Source organism: Prevotella mikamonis (assembly GCF_055381405.1).
In genome coordinates, this window is record NZ_AP035785.1 from 412,489 (window position 1) to 430,436 (window position 17,948).

General features: G+C 45.1%; 15 protein-coding genes. All 15 read left to right on the forward strand.

The features are described 5' to 3' along the window. Nucleotides 1-2: 2 nt before the first annotated feature. The 15 genes from ACZ42L_RS01800 (at nt 3) to ACZ42L_RS01870 (ending at nt 17,946) form a co-directional block, all read left to right on the forward strand. Nucleotides 3-1,577, forward strand: coding sequence for an NADH-quinone oxidoreductase subunit D (locus ACZ42L_RS01800; RefSeq protein ID WP_464700211.1), 1,575 nt, complete (start codon nt 3-5; stop codon nt 1,575-1,577). 42 nt (nt 1,578-1,619) lie between these two features. Next, nucleotides 1,620-2,705, forward strand: coding sequence for an NADH-quinone oxidoreductase subunit NuoH (gene nuoH / locus ACZ42L_RS01805; protein ID WP_464700213.1), 1,086 nt, complete (start codon nt 1,620-1,622; stop codon nt 2,703-2,705). A gap of 17 nt (nt 2,706-2,722) precedes the next feature. Then, entirely contained in the window at nt 2,723-3,259 is a 537-nt protein-coding gene (locus ACZ42L_RS01810; protein WP_464716459.1) for a NuoI/complex I 23 kDa subunit family protein, read from the forward strand. A 13-nt stretch (nt 3,260-3,272) separates the two neighbouring features. Next, entirely contained in the window at nt 3,273-3,794 is a 522-nt protein-coding gene (locus ACZ42L_RS01815) for an NADH-quinone oxidoreductase subunit J family protein (protein ID WP_464700217.1), read from the forward strand. Beyond that, nucleotides 3,791-4,099, forward strand: coding sequence for an NADH-quinone oxidoreductase subunit NuoK (gene nuoK, locus ACZ42L_RS01820; protein ID WP_464700219.1), 309 nt, complete (start codon nt 3,791-3,793; stop codon nt 4,097-4,099). The genes ACZ42L_RS01815 and nuoK overlap by 4 nt, the downstream gene beginning before the upstream one ends. 7 nt (nt 4,100-4,106) lie before the next feature. Beyond that, the gene (gene nuoL, locus ACZ42L_RS01825) at nt 4,107-6,077 is read left to right on the forward strand and encodes an NADH-quinone oxidoreductase subunit L (RefSeq protein WP_464703314.1); all 1,971 of its coding nucleotides are present in this window, start codon (nt 4,107-4,109) and stop codon (nt 6,075-6,077) included. A gap of 17 nt (nt 6,078-6,094) precedes the next feature. Then, nucleotides 6,095-7,579: a complex I subunit 4 family protein gene (locus ACZ42L_RS01830; RefSeq protein ID WP_464716460.1), complete on the forward strand. Its 1,485-nt coding sequence runs from the start codon at nt 6,095-6,097 to the stop codon at nt 7,577-7,579. 18 nt (nt 7,580-7,597) lie between these two features. Beyond that, a complete protein-coding gene (locus ACZ42L_RS01835) occupies nt 7,598-9,052 on the forward strand; it encodes an NADH-quinone oxidoreductase subunit N (protein WP_464716461.1) in 1,455 nt (484 codons plus the stop codon). Between the two features lie 1,043 nt (nt 9,053-10,095). Then, entirely contained in the window at nt 10,096-11,232 is a 1,137-nt protein-coding gene (locus ACZ42L_RS01840; RefSeq protein WP_464706481.1) for an alpha/beta hydrolase, read from the forward strand. Between the two features lie 40 nt (nt 11,233-11,272). Continuing rightward, on the forward strand, nt 11,273-11,650 hold the full coding sequence (locus tag ACZ42L_RS01845; protein WP_464716462.1) for a hypothetical protein: 378 nt from the start codon (nt 11,273-11,275) through the stop codon (nt 11,648-11,650). Between the two features lie 19 nt (nt 11,651-11,669). Beyond that, nucleotides 11,670-11,903 (forward strand): YecH family metal-binding protein, encoded by a 234-nt coding sequence (locus tag ACZ42L_RS01850; protein ID WP_464703319.1) that lies wholly within the window; start codon nt 11,670-11,672, stop codon nt 11,901-11,903. A gap of 17 nt (nt 11,904-11,920) precedes the next feature. Next, complete coding sequence (locus ACZ42L_RS01855; RefSeq protein WP_464716463.1) at nt 11,921-12,217, forward strand: glutaredoxin-related protein; 297 nt, start codon at nt 11,921-11,923, stop codon at nt 12,215-12,217. A gap of 304 nt (nt 12,218-12,521) precedes the next feature. After that, nucleotides 12,522-15,155, forward strand: a complete 2,634-nt coding sequence (locus tag ACZ42L_RS01860) for a golvesin C-terminal-like domain-containing protein (protein ID WP_464716965.1) — start codon at nt 12,522-12,524, stop codon at nt 15,153-15,155. A 38-nt stretch (nt 15,156-15,193) separates the two neighbouring features. After that, on the forward strand, nt 15,194-16,606 hold the full coding sequence (locus tag ACZ42L_RS01865) for a glycosyltransferase family 2 protein (protein WP_464716464.1): 1,413 nt from the start codon (nt 15,194-15,196) through the stop codon (nt 16,604-16,606). Nucleotides 16,607-16,623: 17 nt separating this feature from the next. Further along, complete coding sequence (locus ACZ42L_RS01870) at nt 16,624-17,946, forward strand: MFS transporter (RefSeq protein WP_464700233.1); 1,323 nt, start codon at nt 16,624-16,626, stop codon at nt 17,944-17,946. Nucleotides 17,947-17,948: the final 2 nt, after the last annotated feature.

The following is a 17,948-nucleotide window of genomic DNA, read 5'->3' on the forward strand; positions in this document are numbered from 1 at the left end:
ATATGAAATTAGAAAATAAAGAATTTGGCTTTGACAGTTTCCTGGCGGAGATGTCGAAACTGAAAGATGAAAAACATTTCGATTACCTCGTTACGATCATCGGTGAAGACTTTGGAGGCGAAGAAGGACTCGGCTGTATCTATATTCTGGAGAATACAGAGAGTCATGAGCGCATGAGTGTCAAGCAGGTGGCTAAGCAGGTGGGTGAGGAGTATGTGATTCCTTCGCTCTATCATGTATGGGCCAGCAGCGACTTGTTGGAGCGCGAAGTCTTCGACTTCCTCGGTATCAAGTTCTTGGGACACCCTGACATGCGTCGCCTCTTCCTGCGCAACGACTTCCAGGGATATCCTCTGCGTAAGGACTTTGATATGAGTCCGGAAGCCAACCAGTTCCCTATGACGGACGAGCCAGAAAATGACTGGACTTCAGAATGGAATTTAAATGCAAATGGTGAATTGGTTGAGACCAAGCATCGGCTCTTTGACGAAAACGATTTCGTCATGAACTTCGGTCCTAACCACCCTTCTACTCACGGTGTGCTTCGTTTGCAAACCGTCGTAGACGGTGAGACGATTAAGCATGTTTACCCCCATCTGGGATATATCCACCGTGGTATTGAGAAGATGATGGAAGATATGACTTATCCGCAAACACTTGCATTGACCGATCGTCTTAACTATCTGTGTGCCATGCACCATCGTCATGCCTTGGTGGGCGTGATAGAAGAGGCTATGGGCATTGAGTTGAGCGACCGTATATTGTATATCCGTACCATCATGGACGAGTTGCAGCGTATTGACAACCACTTGCTGTTCCTCGGTACATGTGCGCAAGACTTGAGTGCGTTGACGGCATTCCTTTATTGCATGCGCGACCGTGAGCAGGTGTTGAACGTGATGGAGGAGACCACCGGCGGACGTCTGATACAGAACTATTATAGAATAGGTGGATTGCAAGCCGACATCGACCCTAACTTCGTGGAGAACACCAAGAAGCTGTGTAAATACCTTCGTCCGATGATTCAGGAGTATCTTGACGTGTTCGGAAACAATGTGATTACACATCAGCGTCTGGAAGGTGTAGGTGTCATGGATATGCCTAATTGTATTAATTATGGTGTGACAGGTCCTGCCGGCAGGGCTTCCGGATGGCATAACGACGTTCGTAAGAATCATCCCTACGGCCTGTATGACAAGGTGAAATGGAACGATATTGTGGCCACCAACGGCGACTCTATGGACCGATATATGATTCATATTCAGGAACTCTATCAGAGTCTGGACATCATCGAACAGCTGATAGACAATATTCCTGAGGGCGAATACTATATCAAACAGAAGCCTATTATCAAGGTTCCGGAAGGCCAATGGTTCTTCTCTGTTGAAGGTGGAGCCGGCGAATTCGGTGTTTATCTTGATAGCCGTGGCGACAAGAGCCCATATAGAGTGAAGATGCGTCCGATGGGATTGAACATTGTCGGTGCTTTCGACAAGATGTTGAAAGGGCAGAAGATAGCCGACCTCGTGGCTACGGGTGCTGCTGTCGACTTCGTTATTCCCGATTTGGACAGATAATACTAATTTCAAAGAATGATAGAATAAAAACAACGAATAATTATGTTTGATTTTAGTATAGTAACAACATGGTTTGACAATCTTCTCCGCCAGACTCTGGGGCTTGGAGATTTCTTGTCTATATTGATTGAATGCGTGATAGTCGGTGTGCTGATTTTGACAGCATACGCCGTTATTGCCATTATACTTATATTTATGGAGCGCAAGGTCTGTGCATACTTCCAGTGCCGTATCGGTCCGGTTCGTGTAGGTCCGTGGGGTATATTCCAGGTATTCGCCGACGTTGTGAAGATGTTGATTAAGGAAATCTTTATCATTGATAAGGCCGATAAACTGCTTTACTGTATAGCTCCGTTCCTCGTTATTATTGCTTCGGTGACCACCTTCTCGTTCCTTCCCTGGAATAATGGTGCGGTCATCCTCGACTTCAATGTCGGCATATTCCTGCTCACTGCCGTGTCTTCTATCGGCGTGCTGGGTATCTTTATTGCCGGTTGGGGTAGTAATAATAAGTATTCTGTTGTGTCTGCAATGCGTGGAGCTGTTCAGATGATATCCTATGAAATATCATTGGGACTATGCTTGATAGCAGCTGTAGCGCTTACCGGGACGATGCAAATCAGCGGTATTGTGGCAGAGCAGACCGGACCTTGGAACTGGCTTATCGTTAAAGGACATATCCCAGCCATTATTGCTTTCCTGGTATTCCTGATTGCCGGCAATGCAGAAGCTAACCGTGGTCCGTTCGACTTGGCTGAGGCTGAGAGCGAGTTGACTGCCGGTTATCACACGGAGTATTCCGGTATGGGATTCGGTTTCTATTATCTGGCCGAATATCTGAATCTGTTTGTTATCTCAGGTATTGCTGCAACAGTCTTCCTGGGCGGTTGGGCACCTCTGAATATCGGCATCGAAGGCTTCGACAACCTGATGAATTTGATTCCCGGATTCGTATGGTTCTTTGGTAAGACATTCGTGGTCGTTTGGCTGTTGATGTGGATTCGTTGGACATTCCCGCGTCTGCGTGTTGACCAGATATTGAAGCTTGAATGGAAATATCTCATGCCATTGTCATTGCTCAATCTCGTATTAATGACTTTGTGTGTAGCATTTGGCTTGGTAGGTTAAATAAATAAGGTATAGAAATGGCAAATAATGAAAAAACATATTTCCAGGGTATTGCCGATGGATTGAAGACTTTGGTTACCGGTTTGAAGGTGACCTTGAAGGAATATTTCATTCCTAAGACCACAGAACAGTATCCTGAGAACCGCAAGACAACATTGCACGTAAGCCCTCGTCATCGTGGCCGCTTGGTGTTTAAGCGCGATGAGAATCAGGCTTATAAGTGTGTTGCTTGCTTGATGTGTGAGAAAGCTTGTCCGAATGATACTATCAAGATTACTTCTGAGATGGTTACCAATGAGGAAACCGGTAAGAAGAAGCGTCAGCTGATAGATTATCAGTACGATCTTGGCGACTGTATGTTCTGCGAGCTTTGCGTCAACGCTTGTAATTTTGATGCTATTGAGTTTACCAATGATTTTGAAAACAGTGTTTTCGATCGTGATAAGCTTGTGCTGCATTTGGATAAAGAAGTGTATGAGGGTGGCAGCCTTCCCCAGCTGATTGATGGTGGTGCTCCATTCGAAATAGGTAAGTTCAATACTAAAATAAAATAGGTTAGTAACAAATATGGCAAATTTAGTTGTATTTTGCATCTTGGCTGCGGTCATTCTTTGCTCGGCTGTGATGTGTGTAATGACAAAAAGAATTATGCGAGCTGCTACTTTCCTGTTGTTCGTATTGTTCGGTGTGGCAGGTATATATTTCCTGCTTGACTATACATTCTTGGGTGCTGCGCAGATTTCTATCTATGCCGGTGGTATTACGATGATGTATATCTTCGCCATACAGTTGGTGTCAAAGCAGACGCTGCAAGGCTTGGTAGAGCGCTTCAAGGGCAGTCGGGTTGTGAGTGGAGTCTTGATTTCGCTCATCGGATTGGCTACGGTAGCAGTGGTTCTTCTCAAGAATCAGTTTATAGATGCAGCTGCTCAGGTTGCTGATACAGAAGTTCCTATGGAGCAGATTGGCAATAGTTTGCTTGGTGCAGACAAATTCCAGTATGTATTACCATTTGAGTTCATCTCTGTATTCCTGTTGGCTTGTATTATTGGTGGAATTATGATAGCACGAAAGGAGGAAAATAAATGATACCCGTATCAGCATATTTTATCTTGAGCGCATTACTGTTCTTCATTGGAGTTTTTGGTTTTGTGACCCGTCGTAATCTGGTTGCAATGCTCATTTCCGTCGAACTGGTATTGAATGCTGTGGATATTAACTTTGCAGTATTCAATCGTATCTTGTTCCCTGGACAGCTGGAAGGCTTTTTCTTCACGTTGTTCTCCATCGGTGTAAGTGCGGCAGAGAGTGCAGTTGCCTTGGCAATAATCATTAATGTTTACCGTAATTACAAGAGTGATCAGGTGAACAGTATTGAAAATATGAAATTCTAAAAAGACAATGGAATATAGTTATTCATTTTTAATACTTCTTCTCCCGTTCCTAAGCTTCTTGCTACTTGGACTTGCGGGAATGAAGATGAAAGAGAAGGTTGCCGGTTTAATTGGTACCTGTATGATGGGATTGGTGTTTGCCATGTCCTGCTTTACGGCATACGAATACTTCTTTGCGATAGGTCGTGATGCTGCTACAGGTCTGTATCCCACAGTAACCGTATTTAATTTGACTTGGTTGAAGTTTACAGAACTGTTGACATTCAACATCGGTTTCCGCCTGACACCTATCAGTGTGATGATGTTGATAGTTATTACGACAGTCAGTTTCATGGTTCATATTTACTCTTTCGGCTACATGGCAGAAAGAGATGAACACTATGAAAAGGAAGGCTATGAGAAAGGTTTTCAGCGTTTCTATGCCTACCTGAGTCTCTTCTCCATGTCTATGTTGGGCTTGGTAGTGGCTACCAATATCTTCCAGATGTATATGTTCTGGGAGTTGGTGGGTGTATGTTCTTATCTTTTGATAGGCTTCTACTATCCCAAGCACGAAGCAGTACATGCTAGTAAGAAAGCGTTTATCGTTACGCGCTTTGCCGACTTGTTCTTCCTGATTGGTATTTTGTTCTTCAGCTACTATGTAGGAACATTCAGTTACGACCTTCATGCTAATCCGGAGTTAGGCTCAAAGTTGGCTCAGGTAGCTACGGAGTACGGGTGGTTATTGCCCACAGCCCTGTTTTTGATGTTCATTGGTGGTGCTGGTAAAAGTGCCATGTTCCCATTGCACATCTGGCTTCCCGATGCTATGGAAGGTCCGACTCCTGTGTCTGCATTGATTCATGCGGCCACTATGGTTGTTGCTGGTGTTTATCAGGTAGCAAGTCTGTTCCCCATCTATGTTCAGTTCGGAGCTATAGAGCAACTCCACTGGATAGCATATATCGCAGCGTTTACAGCATTCTATGCTGCTGCTGTTGCATGTTGTCAGCGTGATATTAAGCGTGGTCTGGCTTTCTCTACGATTTCTCAGATTGCTTACATGCTCGTTGCTTTGGGTGTTTGTACGGCTTTAGACAACCACGAAGGTGGCTTGGGTTATATGGCTGGTATGTTCCACCTGTTCACCCACGCCATGTTCAAGGCTTTGCTCTTCCTCTGTTCGGGTGCTATCATCGTTATTATCGGTAGCAACTTCAAGGAATACATGGGAGGTTTGCACAAGTATATGCCTATTACGAATGCCTGTTTCTTGATTGGCTGTTTGGCCATCAGCGGTATTCCACCGTTTGCCGGTTTCTTCTCTAAAGACGAAATCATTACGGCTTGTATGGAATTCAGTCCTTGGATGGGCTACTTCATGACACTTGTTGCCGGTATGACAGCGTTCTACATGTTCCGTTTGTACTATGTTATCTTCTGGGGACAGAGTTATTATGAGCTTGATCCGGAACACCGTCGCCGTCCTCAGGAAGTTCCTGCGGTTATGTGGATTCCCTTGGTATTCCTTGCATTGGTTTCATGTGTTGCCGGTTTGATTCCATTCGGTCACTTCGTATCAGCTACCGGAGAGAGTTATGACATCCATATCAATATGCAGGTGGCAGCTACAAGTATTGTCGTTGCATTGATTGGTATTGGTCTGGCTACTTATATGTACGCTCCTAAGAAACAGCCTCTGGCAGATATGCTGGCCAAGAAGATGCCTACACTTCACAAGGCAGCCCTCAATCGCTTCTATATCGACGATGCTTGGCAGTTTGTTACCCACAAGGTCATCTTCAACTGTATCTCTAAGCCTATCGCTTGGTTCGACCGTCAGGTGATTGATGGTACATTCAACTTCATGGCATGGGGTGCACAAGAAGCAGGAGAGACCATTAGGCCGTGGCAGAGTGGCGATGTACGCCAGTATGCTATTTGGTTCCTGACCGGTAGTGTAGCGCTCACGTTGATCTTACTTAGCATTCTTTAATTTGAAAAGATAGAAAGATGAGTATATTAACTTTATTCGTAGTTATTCCCGTACTGATGTTGGTGGGTCTTTGGATAGCCCGCAATGATAATCAGGTGCGTGGTGTGATGGTAGCAGGTGCGTCAGCTCTTCTGGTATTAGCGGTCTGGCTTACTGTCACTTTTGTTCAGATGCGTCATGCAGGCAACACCGATGTGATGCTCTTCACAGCCAGCATCCCTTGGTTCAAGCCTTTGAATATAGCCTATAGCGTGGGTGTCGACGGTATCTCGGTAGTGATGATACTGTTGAGTGCCATCATAGTTTGGACCGGTACATTCGCTTCTTGGCGTATGCAGCCTATGATGAAAGAGTATTTCCTATGGTTTACGCTGCTGAGTATTGGTGTATTCGGCTTCTTCATCTCTACCGACATGTTCACCATGTTCATGTTCTATGAGGTGGCTTTGATTCCTATGTACCTCTTGATTGGTGTCTGGGGAACAGGTCCGAAGGAGTATGCAGCCATGAAGCTGACCTTGATGTTGATGGGTGGTTCTGCCTTGTTGATTATCGGTATCCTCGGTATTTATTACTTCAGTGGTGCTACAACTATGGAAGTTACCCAGATTGCAGCCTTGCATAATATCCCTGTAGAGATTCAGAAGATATTCTTCCCCTTTATCTTTATCGGCTTTGGAGTGCTCGGCGCTATGTTCCCATTCCACACATGGAGTCCCGACGGTCACGCCAGTGCGCCTTCAGCCGTGTCTATGTTGCACGCCGGTGTATTGATGAAACTTGGTGGTTACGGATGTTTCCGCATCGCTATGTACCTGTTGCCTGAGGCAGCTCAGGAGTTGTCTTGGATTTTCTTGATTCTCACCACCTGTTCTGTTGTCTATGGAGCGCTCTCTGCCTGTGTGCAGACCGACCTGAAGTATATCAACGCATATTCTTCCGTGTCTCACTGTGGACTCGTATTGTTTGCTCTTCTGATGATGACTCAGACCGCTTGTACAGGAGCTATTCTCCAGATGTTATCCCATGGTTTGATGACAGCATTGTTCTTTGCCGTTATCGGTATGATTTATCATCGTGCCGGAACTCGTGATGTACGCTATCTGGGCGGTTTGATGAAAGTTATTCCATTCCTTTCCGTAGCTTATGTTATTGCTGGTCTGGCTAACCTCGGTTTGCCCGGTTTCTCTGGTTTCGTTGCAGAAATGACCATCTTCGTGGGTTCTTTCCAGAATGCCGACATGTTCCGTCGCGTGTGCACCATCATCGCTTGTACATCTATTGTGATTACAGCTGTCTACATTCTGCGCGTTGTAGGTAAGATTCTCTTCCAGAAAGTACCCAACCCAGAGTTTGAGAAACTGCACGATGCCTCTTGGGATGAGCGTGTGGCTGTTATCGGTTTGATAGCATGTGTTGCAGGATTGGGTATGTTCCCACTTTGGGTAGGCAATACCATTTCTGACGCAGTAGGTACGATTCTTCAGAACATTATCGGATAATCTAGAATTAATAAAGAGATGAATTATAGTCAATTTTTAAATATGATTCCAGAGGTTACGTTGACAGTAGCCTTGGTTATTACTTTTATTGCCGATTTCTGGAGTGCACGTTCCACTGACCGTAAGTGGTTCAATCCGTTGGTATGTGTACTGCTGTTGGCCCATTTGTTATTCAACATCGGTCCTACAGAAGCTGCTACAGCCTTTGGTGGTATGTATTATACGAATGCTTCCGTAGGCATTATCAAGACAATCTTGGCATTCGGTACGTTGATTGTACTGATTCAGTCTAAGGAATGGATGAGCCGTCCCGATACAGCATTCAAGGAAGGCGAGTTCTATGTACTGATACTCTCAACATTGTTGGGTATGAACATGATGGTAAGTGCCAACCACTTCCTGTTGTTCTTCCTCGGCCTGGAGATGGCTTCTGTGCCTATGGCATGCCTTGTGGCGCTCGATAAGTATCGTCATGACTCGGCAGAGGCAGGAGCAAAGTTCATTCTTACGGCTACATTCTCCAGTGGTGTGATGCTGTATGGTATCTCGTTCCTCTATGGTGCTGTGGGTACATTGTATTTCGACGATGTGGCAACAAGGATTACCGCCACTCCATTGACCATCATGGGATTGGTATTCTTTTTCAGCGGACTTGGTTTCAAGATTAGTCTCGTGCCTTTCCATTTCTGGACTGCCGACACTTATCAGGGGGCGCCGACCACTGTTACGGGTTATCTCTCTGTGGTAAGTAAGGGTGCTGCGGCATTTACCTTGTGCGCTATCCTGATGAAGGTGTTCGCTCCTATGGCCGAATACTGGCAGTATCTGCTCTATATCGTAGTGGTACTTTCTATCACAATAGCCAACCTGTTTGCACTTCGCCAGAGCAACTTGAAGCGTTTCATGGCGTTCAGCTCTATCTCTCAGGCCGGTTACATCGTATTGGCTATTGTAGGTAACTCTGCATTGAGCGTAACTACACTCAGTTTCTATGTATTGATTTACGTAGTGGCTAATATGAGTGTCTTTACCATCATCAGTGCGATAGAGGAACACAACAACGGAACTGTAGAGATGGATAGCTACAACGGTCTGTATAAGACCAATCCCAAGCTGGCTTTCCTGATGACCTTGGCCCTGTTCTCTCTCGGTGGTATTCCTCCGTTTGCAGGTATGTTCAGTAAGTTCTTCGTCTTCATGGCAGCCGTTAAGGGTATGAGTGTCGATACTACTGTAGGTGCTTGGGCATACATCGTATTGTTCATCGCTTTGATTAATACGGTCGTATCGTTGTACTACTATCTGCTTATTGTCAAGGCCATGTTTATTCGCCACAACGACCAACCGCTTCCTACCTTCCAGAGCAGTGTCAATACCAAGCTTGCCTTGGCCCTTTGTACACTCGGTATTGTAGCCTTTGGCGTTTGTTCATTCGTATTCGATTGGATTGATATGGCATCGAAAGCCCTGTAAAATCCTCGTTTCAGCATCAAAAAGCGTTTAGGTCATTAGGCTTAAACGCTTTTTTTATTACATTTGTACTCATAAGGAGTCAGCTTATGAGATGTATCATCTTCTTGATATGGTTGTGTCTTCCGATGGAGACGGCTATTTGGCTGTCCTTAGACTATTAAAAGGATAAGGAAACGTATTATGAAAGAATTTCGGGCCATTTTATTCTATTTGTATAAGGTATTGATACCCTCTCTGCCTTTACTCATATATAGCACCATTGTAGTCTATATTGTCAATCGTCACACAGGAAGTCCTCTTTATTTCTTAGGCTATAATCTAAGTGAATGTTTGTCATCCACGACTTTGTTTATCATCGGGCTTTTACATTTCATTCTATATGCTGTACTTTATCATGAGAAATACTACGGTGATTTTATGAGATATATGGGCAAATATAACCCTACGATTATGTCTGTTCTTACAATGGGAATTTACAATACATATTTACTTGACGCATATTATGTGGTAAAACGTTATAGCCAAGATGAGTTGCTGTATACAAATTATCATAATGCAATCGGTAATTTTATAGCAATGATACCTGTTGTAAATATTATCATCTATATTCGGATAGCATATAAGACACATAAGGGAGGAGACAGAACGCCTCTTTCAAGAATAATAGGTTACTATTTATGTGGGAGACTTATTTCATACTATATTGAAAACGTTGATTATTCTGATTTTTAAAATAGAATAAAGACTATGAGGCATATAAAGCCTAAATTATATCATCAGGCTTTGCATGAATCTCATGGTATTGTCAAAATAGATAGTAAAATATCTTTCAACAGTATAGTACGTTGCACGCCAAGGTTTTCCCGGCGTTTTACTGCAAAGCCGTAGCAGTGTTGCTGTCTGGGCTTTGCAACATTGCTGTTTGGCCCTTGCAGCAATGCTGCTGAGTGCTTGCAGTATTTTGGATATAACTCTTTGGTGTGTAGATGTTGGTGTTTTGAGAGTAAATGCGTACCTTTGTGGAAATATCATAACCCTGAATCATGAAAAAAAGAAATTTATTGTTATTTGTTTGTCTATGGTTGGTAGGTGGCTTGTATGCCGAGGATAAATTGTCCAAAGAACAGGCCATTGCCGTAAAGCAAGAGTTGGTAGACCAGTGGAAGGCCAGTGTACGTGAGCGTTATCAGCAGACGTGGAGCGACAAGTGTGTGCGTATTGACACCCTGAAGATGCCGTTCTGGGTGAAGATATATGGCGAGAAGCCGAAAGACGGTTATAGTCTGTATATCTCGCTGCATGGTGGCGGAACAGTTCCGGCAGCTGCCAACGACCAGCAATATGAGAACCAGAAGCGTCTCTATGCCCCTAAGAACAGTGTGTATCTGGTGCCTCGCGCTCCCTATAATATGTGGAATATGTGGTGTCGCCCCATGCTGGACCAGTTTTATGAAGCCCTTATTCAGATGGCTATCGTCTTTGAAGACGTGAATCCCGACAAGGTCTATATCATGGGATATTCGGCCGGTGGTGACGGTGTGTGGCGCATGGCACCGCGTATGGCCGATACCTGGGCTGCCGCTTCGATGATGGCAGGTCATCCCGGCGATGTCTCGTTGCTGAATCTACGCAATACTCCGTTCATGATTTGGTGCGGAGCTGACGATGCGGCCTACGATCGTAACAAGCTGGATGCACAGCGTGGCGTACAGATGGACTCTCTGCAACAGGCCGACCCTGAAGGCTATATCCACGAAACGCATATCGTGAAAGGTATGGGCCACTGGATGCAGCGTGTAGATACGGTTGCCGTGGACTGGATGGCGCAGTATCAACGCAATCCCTACCCGAAGAAAATCGTATGGAAGCAGGAAGAGGTGCGCCGTCCTTCGTTCTATTGGGTGACGATACCCAAGCGCGAGATGTTGCCCGGCAAGACCATCCGTCTGTCGGTAGAAGGGAATGTTATCAATATCACGCAGTGCGATTACAAGCAGGTGACCCTCAATCTGAATGATGAACTGGTAAATCTGGATGAGAAGGTTACGGTGAAGTATCGTGGCAAAAAATTGTTTAAAGGCAAGTTGAAGCGTTCGCGTGCAACGTTGGAGACAACGCTGAAGGAGCGCAACGATCCTCGATATGTCTTCCCGGCGCAGGTGAAGCTGAATATGAAGTAATACTTCTTGGCACACTAATTGCTGTCATCAAAAAGAAAATATGGGTAGGACAAAATTCTCAGAACAGGAAATCAAGCAGATAGCACGTCTGTTGCGTCTCAAGAATGAGGGTAACCGTTTCAAGCAGAAAATGATTCGGCATGACCTGAGAGTGGAATTTGAATTTAATATCTCCGACTTCAATGTGCCTGGGAAAGCCTTTGGAGAGGCCGAGTTGCAGGATGCTATCCAGCGCGGTGTAATAGAGATATTGGATGACAAGACCATAGCCGACATGAAAGAGAAGCGTGCGCGCGACAAGGCTCGCGACGAAGCAGACCGTGCCAGGCAGGCTATTGAGCAAGGCGAGGCTACGGATTGGCAGGAAGCTATGAAAGAATGGCAGGAGTGGGAAGACTGTCAGCCCAAGGAATCATAAAGAATTAAACAAGAGAATTATGGCACATGGACACGATGTCCTCCACATGATGGAGGGTAATAGTTATGACAGCAAGGAGAGTTTAGTGAAGGCTATTATCGAAAAGTTTGGTACGGAAGAACGTTTCCATACTTGTTCGGTAGATGGAATGAACGCAGAAGAGTTGGTAGATTTTTTGGCAGAGCGTGGCAAGTTTATGCCTTCAACGCAGGAAGGGTTTACGGTAGACGCTTCCAAGATATGTAATCATTAGGCAGTCGGAGGAACAATATGATTAAGATATATGGTATGAAGTCGTGTCCTGACTGTACGGCAGTCTATGAACAGATTGCAGGAGACAGCCGTTATCAGACTATTGATATAGGAGCGCATGTCAGTTATCTGAAAGAATTTTTGAAATTGCGCGACAATAATTCTGTCTTCGACGATGTTCGGCGTTACGGTTATGCCGGAATTCCATGTTTCGTTCTGGAAGATGGCACGGTGACGCTTTCGCCGGAGGAGGCTGGTATCACGCTTGGAGAAAGCCAAGGTGCATCATGCAATATCGACGGAACAGGGTGTTGACGACCTCGCTGATTTTGATATAGGTTCTATAGTTAAGGTGTTTTGGAAGGCCTTGGCTATAGAACTTTTTTTTATCCCTGTTTGGATGTTGGTGGCCTGGAGGTAGGAATTGATTCTCGCAGCTTAAAAAATATCAAAATATTGAAAATACTTAAACTTTGTGTATTCAATTCTAAAAACTAAACTATCTTTGCATCAAAGGGATTTTAGCCGAAGATGAGCTATTTTAAATAATCTGGCTACCTTATACATGAAAAAACAATTATTAGTGATACAAGCTGTCATGGATGAGAAGAAATTATCAATGAGTCTGCTACTTGCCGCAATGAGTTTGCATCTTGTTGCCCAAGATGTCTTTGCTCCGAAAGTCAGCAAGCCGTTGGTGACAGAACTGACAGCTTTGCAGACTCCTACACAGGGATTGACGGGCCGGCACATCGCTATGTGGCAGAGCCACGGACGATATTATGAGAATAAGTTGGACCGTTGGGAATGGCAGCGTGCTCGCTTGATGATGACGGTGGAAGATCTCTATACCCAAAGCTATGTATTGCCGTTTTTAGTTCCGATGTTGGAAAATTCGGGTGCAAACGTCTTGCTGCCCCGTGAAAGAGATTGCAACACAGAGGAGGTGGTAGTAGACAACGACGGGACTTTCGGCCATTCATCTTCCCGATATGTAGAACGGGTTGGGGCAGAAGTATGGACAACCGGAGCTGGAAAAGGATTTGCACAGACACAGGGTGTCTATACAGATATGCAGAATCCATTCCTGGCCGGGACATTTCGATGTACTCCGTCTGTTAAGAAAGGGAATGAAAGTACTGTCAGATGGATTCCTGCCATGGAGAATGGAGGAAGCTATGCAGTCTATGTCTCTTATCGCTCATTGCCGGAAAGCACTTCTTCGGCCATCTATACCGTGAGACACAAAGGTGGAGTGAGCCGTTTCAGTGTGAATCAGCAGATGGGGGGAGGTACATGGATATATTTGGGAACATTCCCGTTTGATAAGAATAGCAGTGACAGTCAGTATGTGGAACTGACGAATGCTACCGGAGCAAAGGGCGAAGTGGTAACGGCAGACGCTGTTAAGTTTGGCGGTGGCATGGGGAATGTAGGACGTCCGGATGTGAGCGGTTATCCTCGTTTTACCGAAGCTGCCCGCTACTGGTTGCAGTGGGCGGGTGTTCCGGATTCGGTCTATACGCCTTCCAAGGGAGCAAATGACTATTCGGACGACTATAAATGCCGTGGGCTGTGGGTGAATTGGCTTGCGGGTGGTTCGGAAGTCAATCCCCAGGAAGCGGGACTGAACATCCCTGTAGACTTGGCTTTTGCCTTCCACTCGGATGCCGGTACGACATTGAACGACTCCATCATCGGTACGCTAGGTATCTATATGACCGATTGTTATGACGGAGTGTTTGCCAATGGGGCGTCAAGGTTGTTGTGCAAAGAGTTGACAGACAGTATTCAGAATAGTATTCTGCGCGATGTGCGAAGGCTGTTTGAACCTCGTTGGACAAGCCGTGGGAGTAGGGATGCGTCGTATTTTGAGGCACGTGTACCACGTGTTCCAACGATGTTGTTGGAGCTTTTGTCGCACCAAAACTTTGCAGACATGCGCTATGGATTAGACCCACGCTTCCGTTTTGCGGTGAGTAGGGCCATTTACAAAGGAATGTTGAGATTCCTGAGTCGCCAGCGAGGACAGAAGTTTGAGGTGCAACCATTGCCTGTAGACAATTTTGCAGCACATCTGAACGATAGGCAGGAAGTGGAGTTGGCATGGACTCCGACGCTTGATTCGCTGGAAGAGTCTGCCCGTCCCGACCGTTATATCGTTTATAGACGGATAGGCGAGGGCGAGTTTGATGATGGCACGGTGGTGAAGAAGCCACGTTATACGACTAGAATTCCGTCGGATGTGGTTTGCAGCTTTAAGGTTGTAGCCTATAATAAAGGTGGTAGGAGTTTTCCATCAGAAGTTCTTGCTGTGGGTATCTCTTCGAAGAGTCAAGGTAAGAAAGCCTTGATAGTGAATGGATTTAATCGTGTAAGTGCGCCTGCCGACTTCGTAGCTCCTGGCGATGGTGGCAGTAAGTTGGCTGGATTTCTAGACGATGTAGATCATGGAGTGCCTTATCTGAGGGATATTAGCTACATCGGCAAGATGAAAAACTTTGACAGGACGCAACCTTGGTTGGATGATGATTCGGGTGGTTATGGTGATAGTTACGGTGACCAAGAGACCAAAGTCATTGCCGGAAATACGTTTGATTATCCTTCACTGCATGGTGCAGCTATCTTGAAGGCAGGCTATTCATTTGAATCATGCAGTAGGAGTGCTTTCACAAAGGTGGCAGATGGCTTCTCTTTTATCGATGTTATTCTTGGGAAGCAGTGCCAAAGTAAGATAGGACGAGGCGGAGTGAAGCCTTTGGAGTTTAAGACATTCGATGATTGTATGCAGCAAGTGCTGGTCGGCTATGCCCGTCAAGGTGTAGATATAATGGTGTCAGGCTCTTATGTAGGAACTGACATCTGGAATAATCCTTTAGCTCAGACACGGAAAGAAGACCAAGAGTTTGCCATGGGAGTGTTGAAATATAAGTGGCGTAACAGTCGGGCCGCAGTTACAGGGCGTGTCAAGGGTGTTCGTTCTCCACTGGAATTGAAGATAGGAGAGGGGAATTATTGGAATCAGCTGAACGATAAGTCGTATGTGGTGGAATCTCCTGATGGTATAGAACCGGCTGACAGCACATCCTTTACGGTGATGCGTTATCCCGAAAGCAATCTGAGTGCGGCTGTGGCGTACGGCGGAAAAGACTATCAAACATTCGTTATGGGTATTCCGTTTGAGTCTATTATGGATGCTGGGTTGCGTGAAAGCTTGATGAATGCCGTGATTCGATTCTTTGAAAAGGAATAAAGAAATATTATAGTATAAACTAAACAGAGGAATGAAATATGAAAAAGATTAGTTGTTTTGTCCCATATATCAGTGAGCAACAGGCCGCTGAAACAATGGTCGCATTACGTTCAGAAGTGGAAGTGGGCGATGTGAACAAGGTGGAAGTAAGCCTGTTCAAGACTTCTACCCTGAAAGCTATTGCTGCTCAAGCAAGCGAAGATTATACTTTGATTTATACGAAGCAGACTACTCTGCGTTTCGGTTATTTGGCTTTGAAGCGGCTGATGAATATTGCGGAGGATACCGATGCAGGCATGGTCTATGCCGATCATTACAAAGTGATGGGTGGAGAAGAGGTGAAAGCGCCTGTCATTGATTATCAACAAGGTTCTTTGCGCGATGATTTCGATTTTGGCTCTGTGCTCTTCTTCAAGACTTCTGCCTTGAAGAAAGCTGCCGAACAAATGACGGCTGACTATCAGTTTGCAGGTCTTTACGACTTGAGATTGAAGCTGAGCCAACATGCAAGTCTTGTTCATGCGAATGAATATCTGTATAGTGAGATAGAGAATGATACCCGGAAGAGTGGTGAAAAACAATTTGATTATGTAGATCCGCGTAACCGTGACCGACAGATAGAAATGGAAAATGCATGCACAGAGCATCTGAAGGAGATTGGCGGATATCTGAAACCGGAGTTTGAGCCAATCAATCTTGCAGAGGGAAACTTTGAATATGAAGCCTCTGTCATCATTCCTGTCCGTAACCGTGTCAGTACGATTGGTGCAGCCATAGAATCTGTTTTGAAGCAGGAAACATCGTTCAAGTATAATGTTATAGTCATAGATAACCATTCTAACGATGGAACGGGTGAGATTATTGAAGCTTTTGCTGATGATAAGCGTGTGGTGCATCTGATACCTGAACGCACGGATTTGGGTATTGGAGGATGTTGGAATCTGGGTGTTCAGTCGGAGTGGTGTGGCCGATTTGCCGTCCAATTGGACAGCGACGACCTGTATAAAGACGAGCATACGCTGCAAACAGTTGTCGATGCGTTCTATGCTCAGCAGTGCGGTATGGTCATCGGGACGTACATGATGACTGACTTTGATTTGAATACATTACCTCCCGGTATCATAGATCATAGAGAATGGACGCCTGAGAATGGGCGTAATAATGCTTTGCGTATCAATGGATTAGGTGCACCGCGTGCATTCTTTACTCCCTTGCTTAGACAGTTGGGGCTGCCTAATACCAGTTATGGAGAGGATTATGCTATGGGACTGAATATTTCTCGACGCTATCAGATAGGTCGAATCTATGATGTACTTTATCTGTGCAGGCGTTGGGGAGGCAATTCTGATGCAGCTTTGAGTATTGAAAAGGTGAATGCCAATAATCTATATAAAGACAGAATACGTACTTGGGAACTTCAGGCACGCATTGCAATGAACCGTAAATCATAATTAAGTCAGCTGTTTTCATGAAGAATATCATTCGAAATATCAGTCCGTGGATGTGGATACCGACCCTCTACTTTGCCGAAGGAATCCCGTATTTTATCGTAAATAACATCTCTGTAACGATGTTTACGCGTATGGGAGTGCCTAATGGTGAGATGGCATTATTTACCAGTTTGCTTTACTTGCCTTGGACTATCAAACCTTTGTGGAGTCCGTTTGTTGATATTGTCCGTACCAAGCGGTGGTGGATATTGGTGATGCAACTGATAATGAGCATATCATTTGTGCTGCTTACTCTTTCTATTCCACATCCTGATTTATCGACTATTCAGGCTATGCAAACGCCTGTGAGCATGTTCACTTTCGTCTTGATACTCTTCATCATTACAGCATTTGCGTCTGCAACCCATGATATCGCGGCGGATGGGTTCTATATGTTGGCACTCGATCATCGTCAACAGTCGTTCTTTGTTGGTATTCGTAGCACGTTCTATCGTCTTTCTTCTATCTTCGGCCAAGGAGTACTCGTATTCATTGCCGGCCTGCTGGAGTCGAAAACAAACAATATTCCAATGGCGTGGACGATTACGATGGCGATTACAGCAGTCATGTTCGCGTTGGTAACTTTCTATCATACATTCTTTATTCCAAAACCTAAGGAAGATGCACCGCGTCTTGGTGATACCAAAGGACAGGCCCAAGAGATTATATCCGAGTTTGGTCGTACCTTTGTTACGTATTTCAAGAAGCCCGGTGTATTGATTGCCATTGTCTTCATGTTGCTTTATCGCTTGCCGGAAGCTTTTCTCTTGAAAATGGTCAATCCGTTTCTGTTAGATACTCGCGAACATGGAGGGTTGCAGCTGGCAACCGAGAATGTGGGTATCGTCTATGGTACGATAGGTGTGTTGTTCTTGACAATTGGAGGAATTATTGGTGGAATTGCTGCATCCAAATGGGGATTGAAGAAGTCTTTGTGGCCTATGGCTGCTTGCATGACGCTGCCTTGTTTTACGTTCGTCTACCTGAGTATGTATGTACCAAGCAACCTTGTTGTTATCAGTGTCTGCGTAGCCGTTGAGCAATTCGGTTATGGCTTTGGGTTTACAGCATACATGTTATACATGATGTACTTCTCAGAAGGGGAGTTCAAGACAGCACATTATGCCATCTGTACGGCTTTTATGGCTTTGAGCATGATGATTCCGGGTATGTTTGCCGGTTATCTGCAAGAGTGGTTGGGCTATGAACATTTCTTCTGGATGGTTATTGTGTGTTGCTTGGCCACTGTTGCTGTGACATTCTTGGTGAAGGTTGACCCCATGTACGGGAAGAAAGAATAATG

Excerpts from the sequence above, each read along its gene's own strand:
- ACZ42L_RS01800 (WP_464700211.1), top strand. The coding sequence starts at position 3 with ATGAAATTAGAAAATAAAGAATTTGGCTTTGACAGTTTCCTGGCGGAG.
- nuoH (WP_464700213.1), top strand. The coding sequence starts at position 1,620 with ATGTTTGATTTTAGTATAGTAACAACATGGTTTGACAATCTTCTCCGC.
- ACZ42L_RS01810 (WP_464716459.1), top strand. The coding sequence starts at position 2,723 with ATGGCAAATAATGAAAAAACATATTTCCAGGGTATTGCCGATGGATTG.
- ACZ42L_RS01815 (WP_464700217.1), top strand. The coding sequence starts at position 3,273 with ATGGCAAATTTAGTTGTATTTTGCATCTTGGCTGCGGTCATTCTTTGC.
- nuoK (WP_464700219.1), top strand. The coding sequence starts at position 3,791 with ATGATACCCGTATCAGCATATTTTATCTTGAGCGCATTACTGTTCTTC.
- nuoL (WP_464703314.1), top strand. The coding sequence starts at position 4,107 with ATGGAATATAGTTATTCATTTTTAATACTTCTTCTCCCGTTCCTAAGC.
- ACZ42L_RS01830 (WP_464716460.1), top strand. The coding sequence starts at position 6,095 with ATGAGTATATTAACTTTATTCGTAGTTATTCCCGTACTGATGTTGGTG.
- ACZ42L_RS01835 (WP_464716461.1), top strand. The coding sequence starts at position 7,598 with ATGAATTATAGTCAATTTTTAAATATGATTCCAGAGGTTACGTTGACA.
- ACZ42L_RS01840 (WP_464706481.1), top strand. The coding sequence starts at position 10,096 with ATGAAAAAAAGAAATTTATTGTTATTTGTTTGTCTATGGTTGGTAGGT.
- ACZ42L_RS01845 (WP_464716462.1), top strand. The coding sequence starts at position 11,273 with ATGGGTAGGACAAAATTCTCAGAACAGGAAATCAAGCAGATAGCACGT.
- ACZ42L_RS01850 (WP_464703319.1), top strand. The coding sequence starts at position 11,670 with ATGGCACATGGACACGATGTCCTCCACATGATGGAGGGTAATAGTTAT.
- ACZ42L_RS01855 (WP_464716463.1), top strand. The coding sequence starts at position 11,921 with ATGATTAAGATATATGGTATGAAGTCGTGTCCTGACTGTACGGCAGTC.
- ACZ42L_RS01860 (WP_464716965.1), top strand. The coding sequence starts at position 12,522 with ATGAGTCTGCTACTTGCCGCAATGAGTTTGCATCTTGTTGCCCAAGAT.
- ACZ42L_RS01865 (WP_464716464.1), top strand. The coding sequence starts at position 15,194 with ATGAAAAAGATTAGTTGTTTTGTCCCATATATCAGTGAGCAACAGGCC.
- ACZ42L_RS01870 (WP_464700233.1), top strand. The coding sequence starts at position 16,624 with ATGAAGAATATCATTCGAAATATCAGTCCGTGGATGTGGATACCGACC.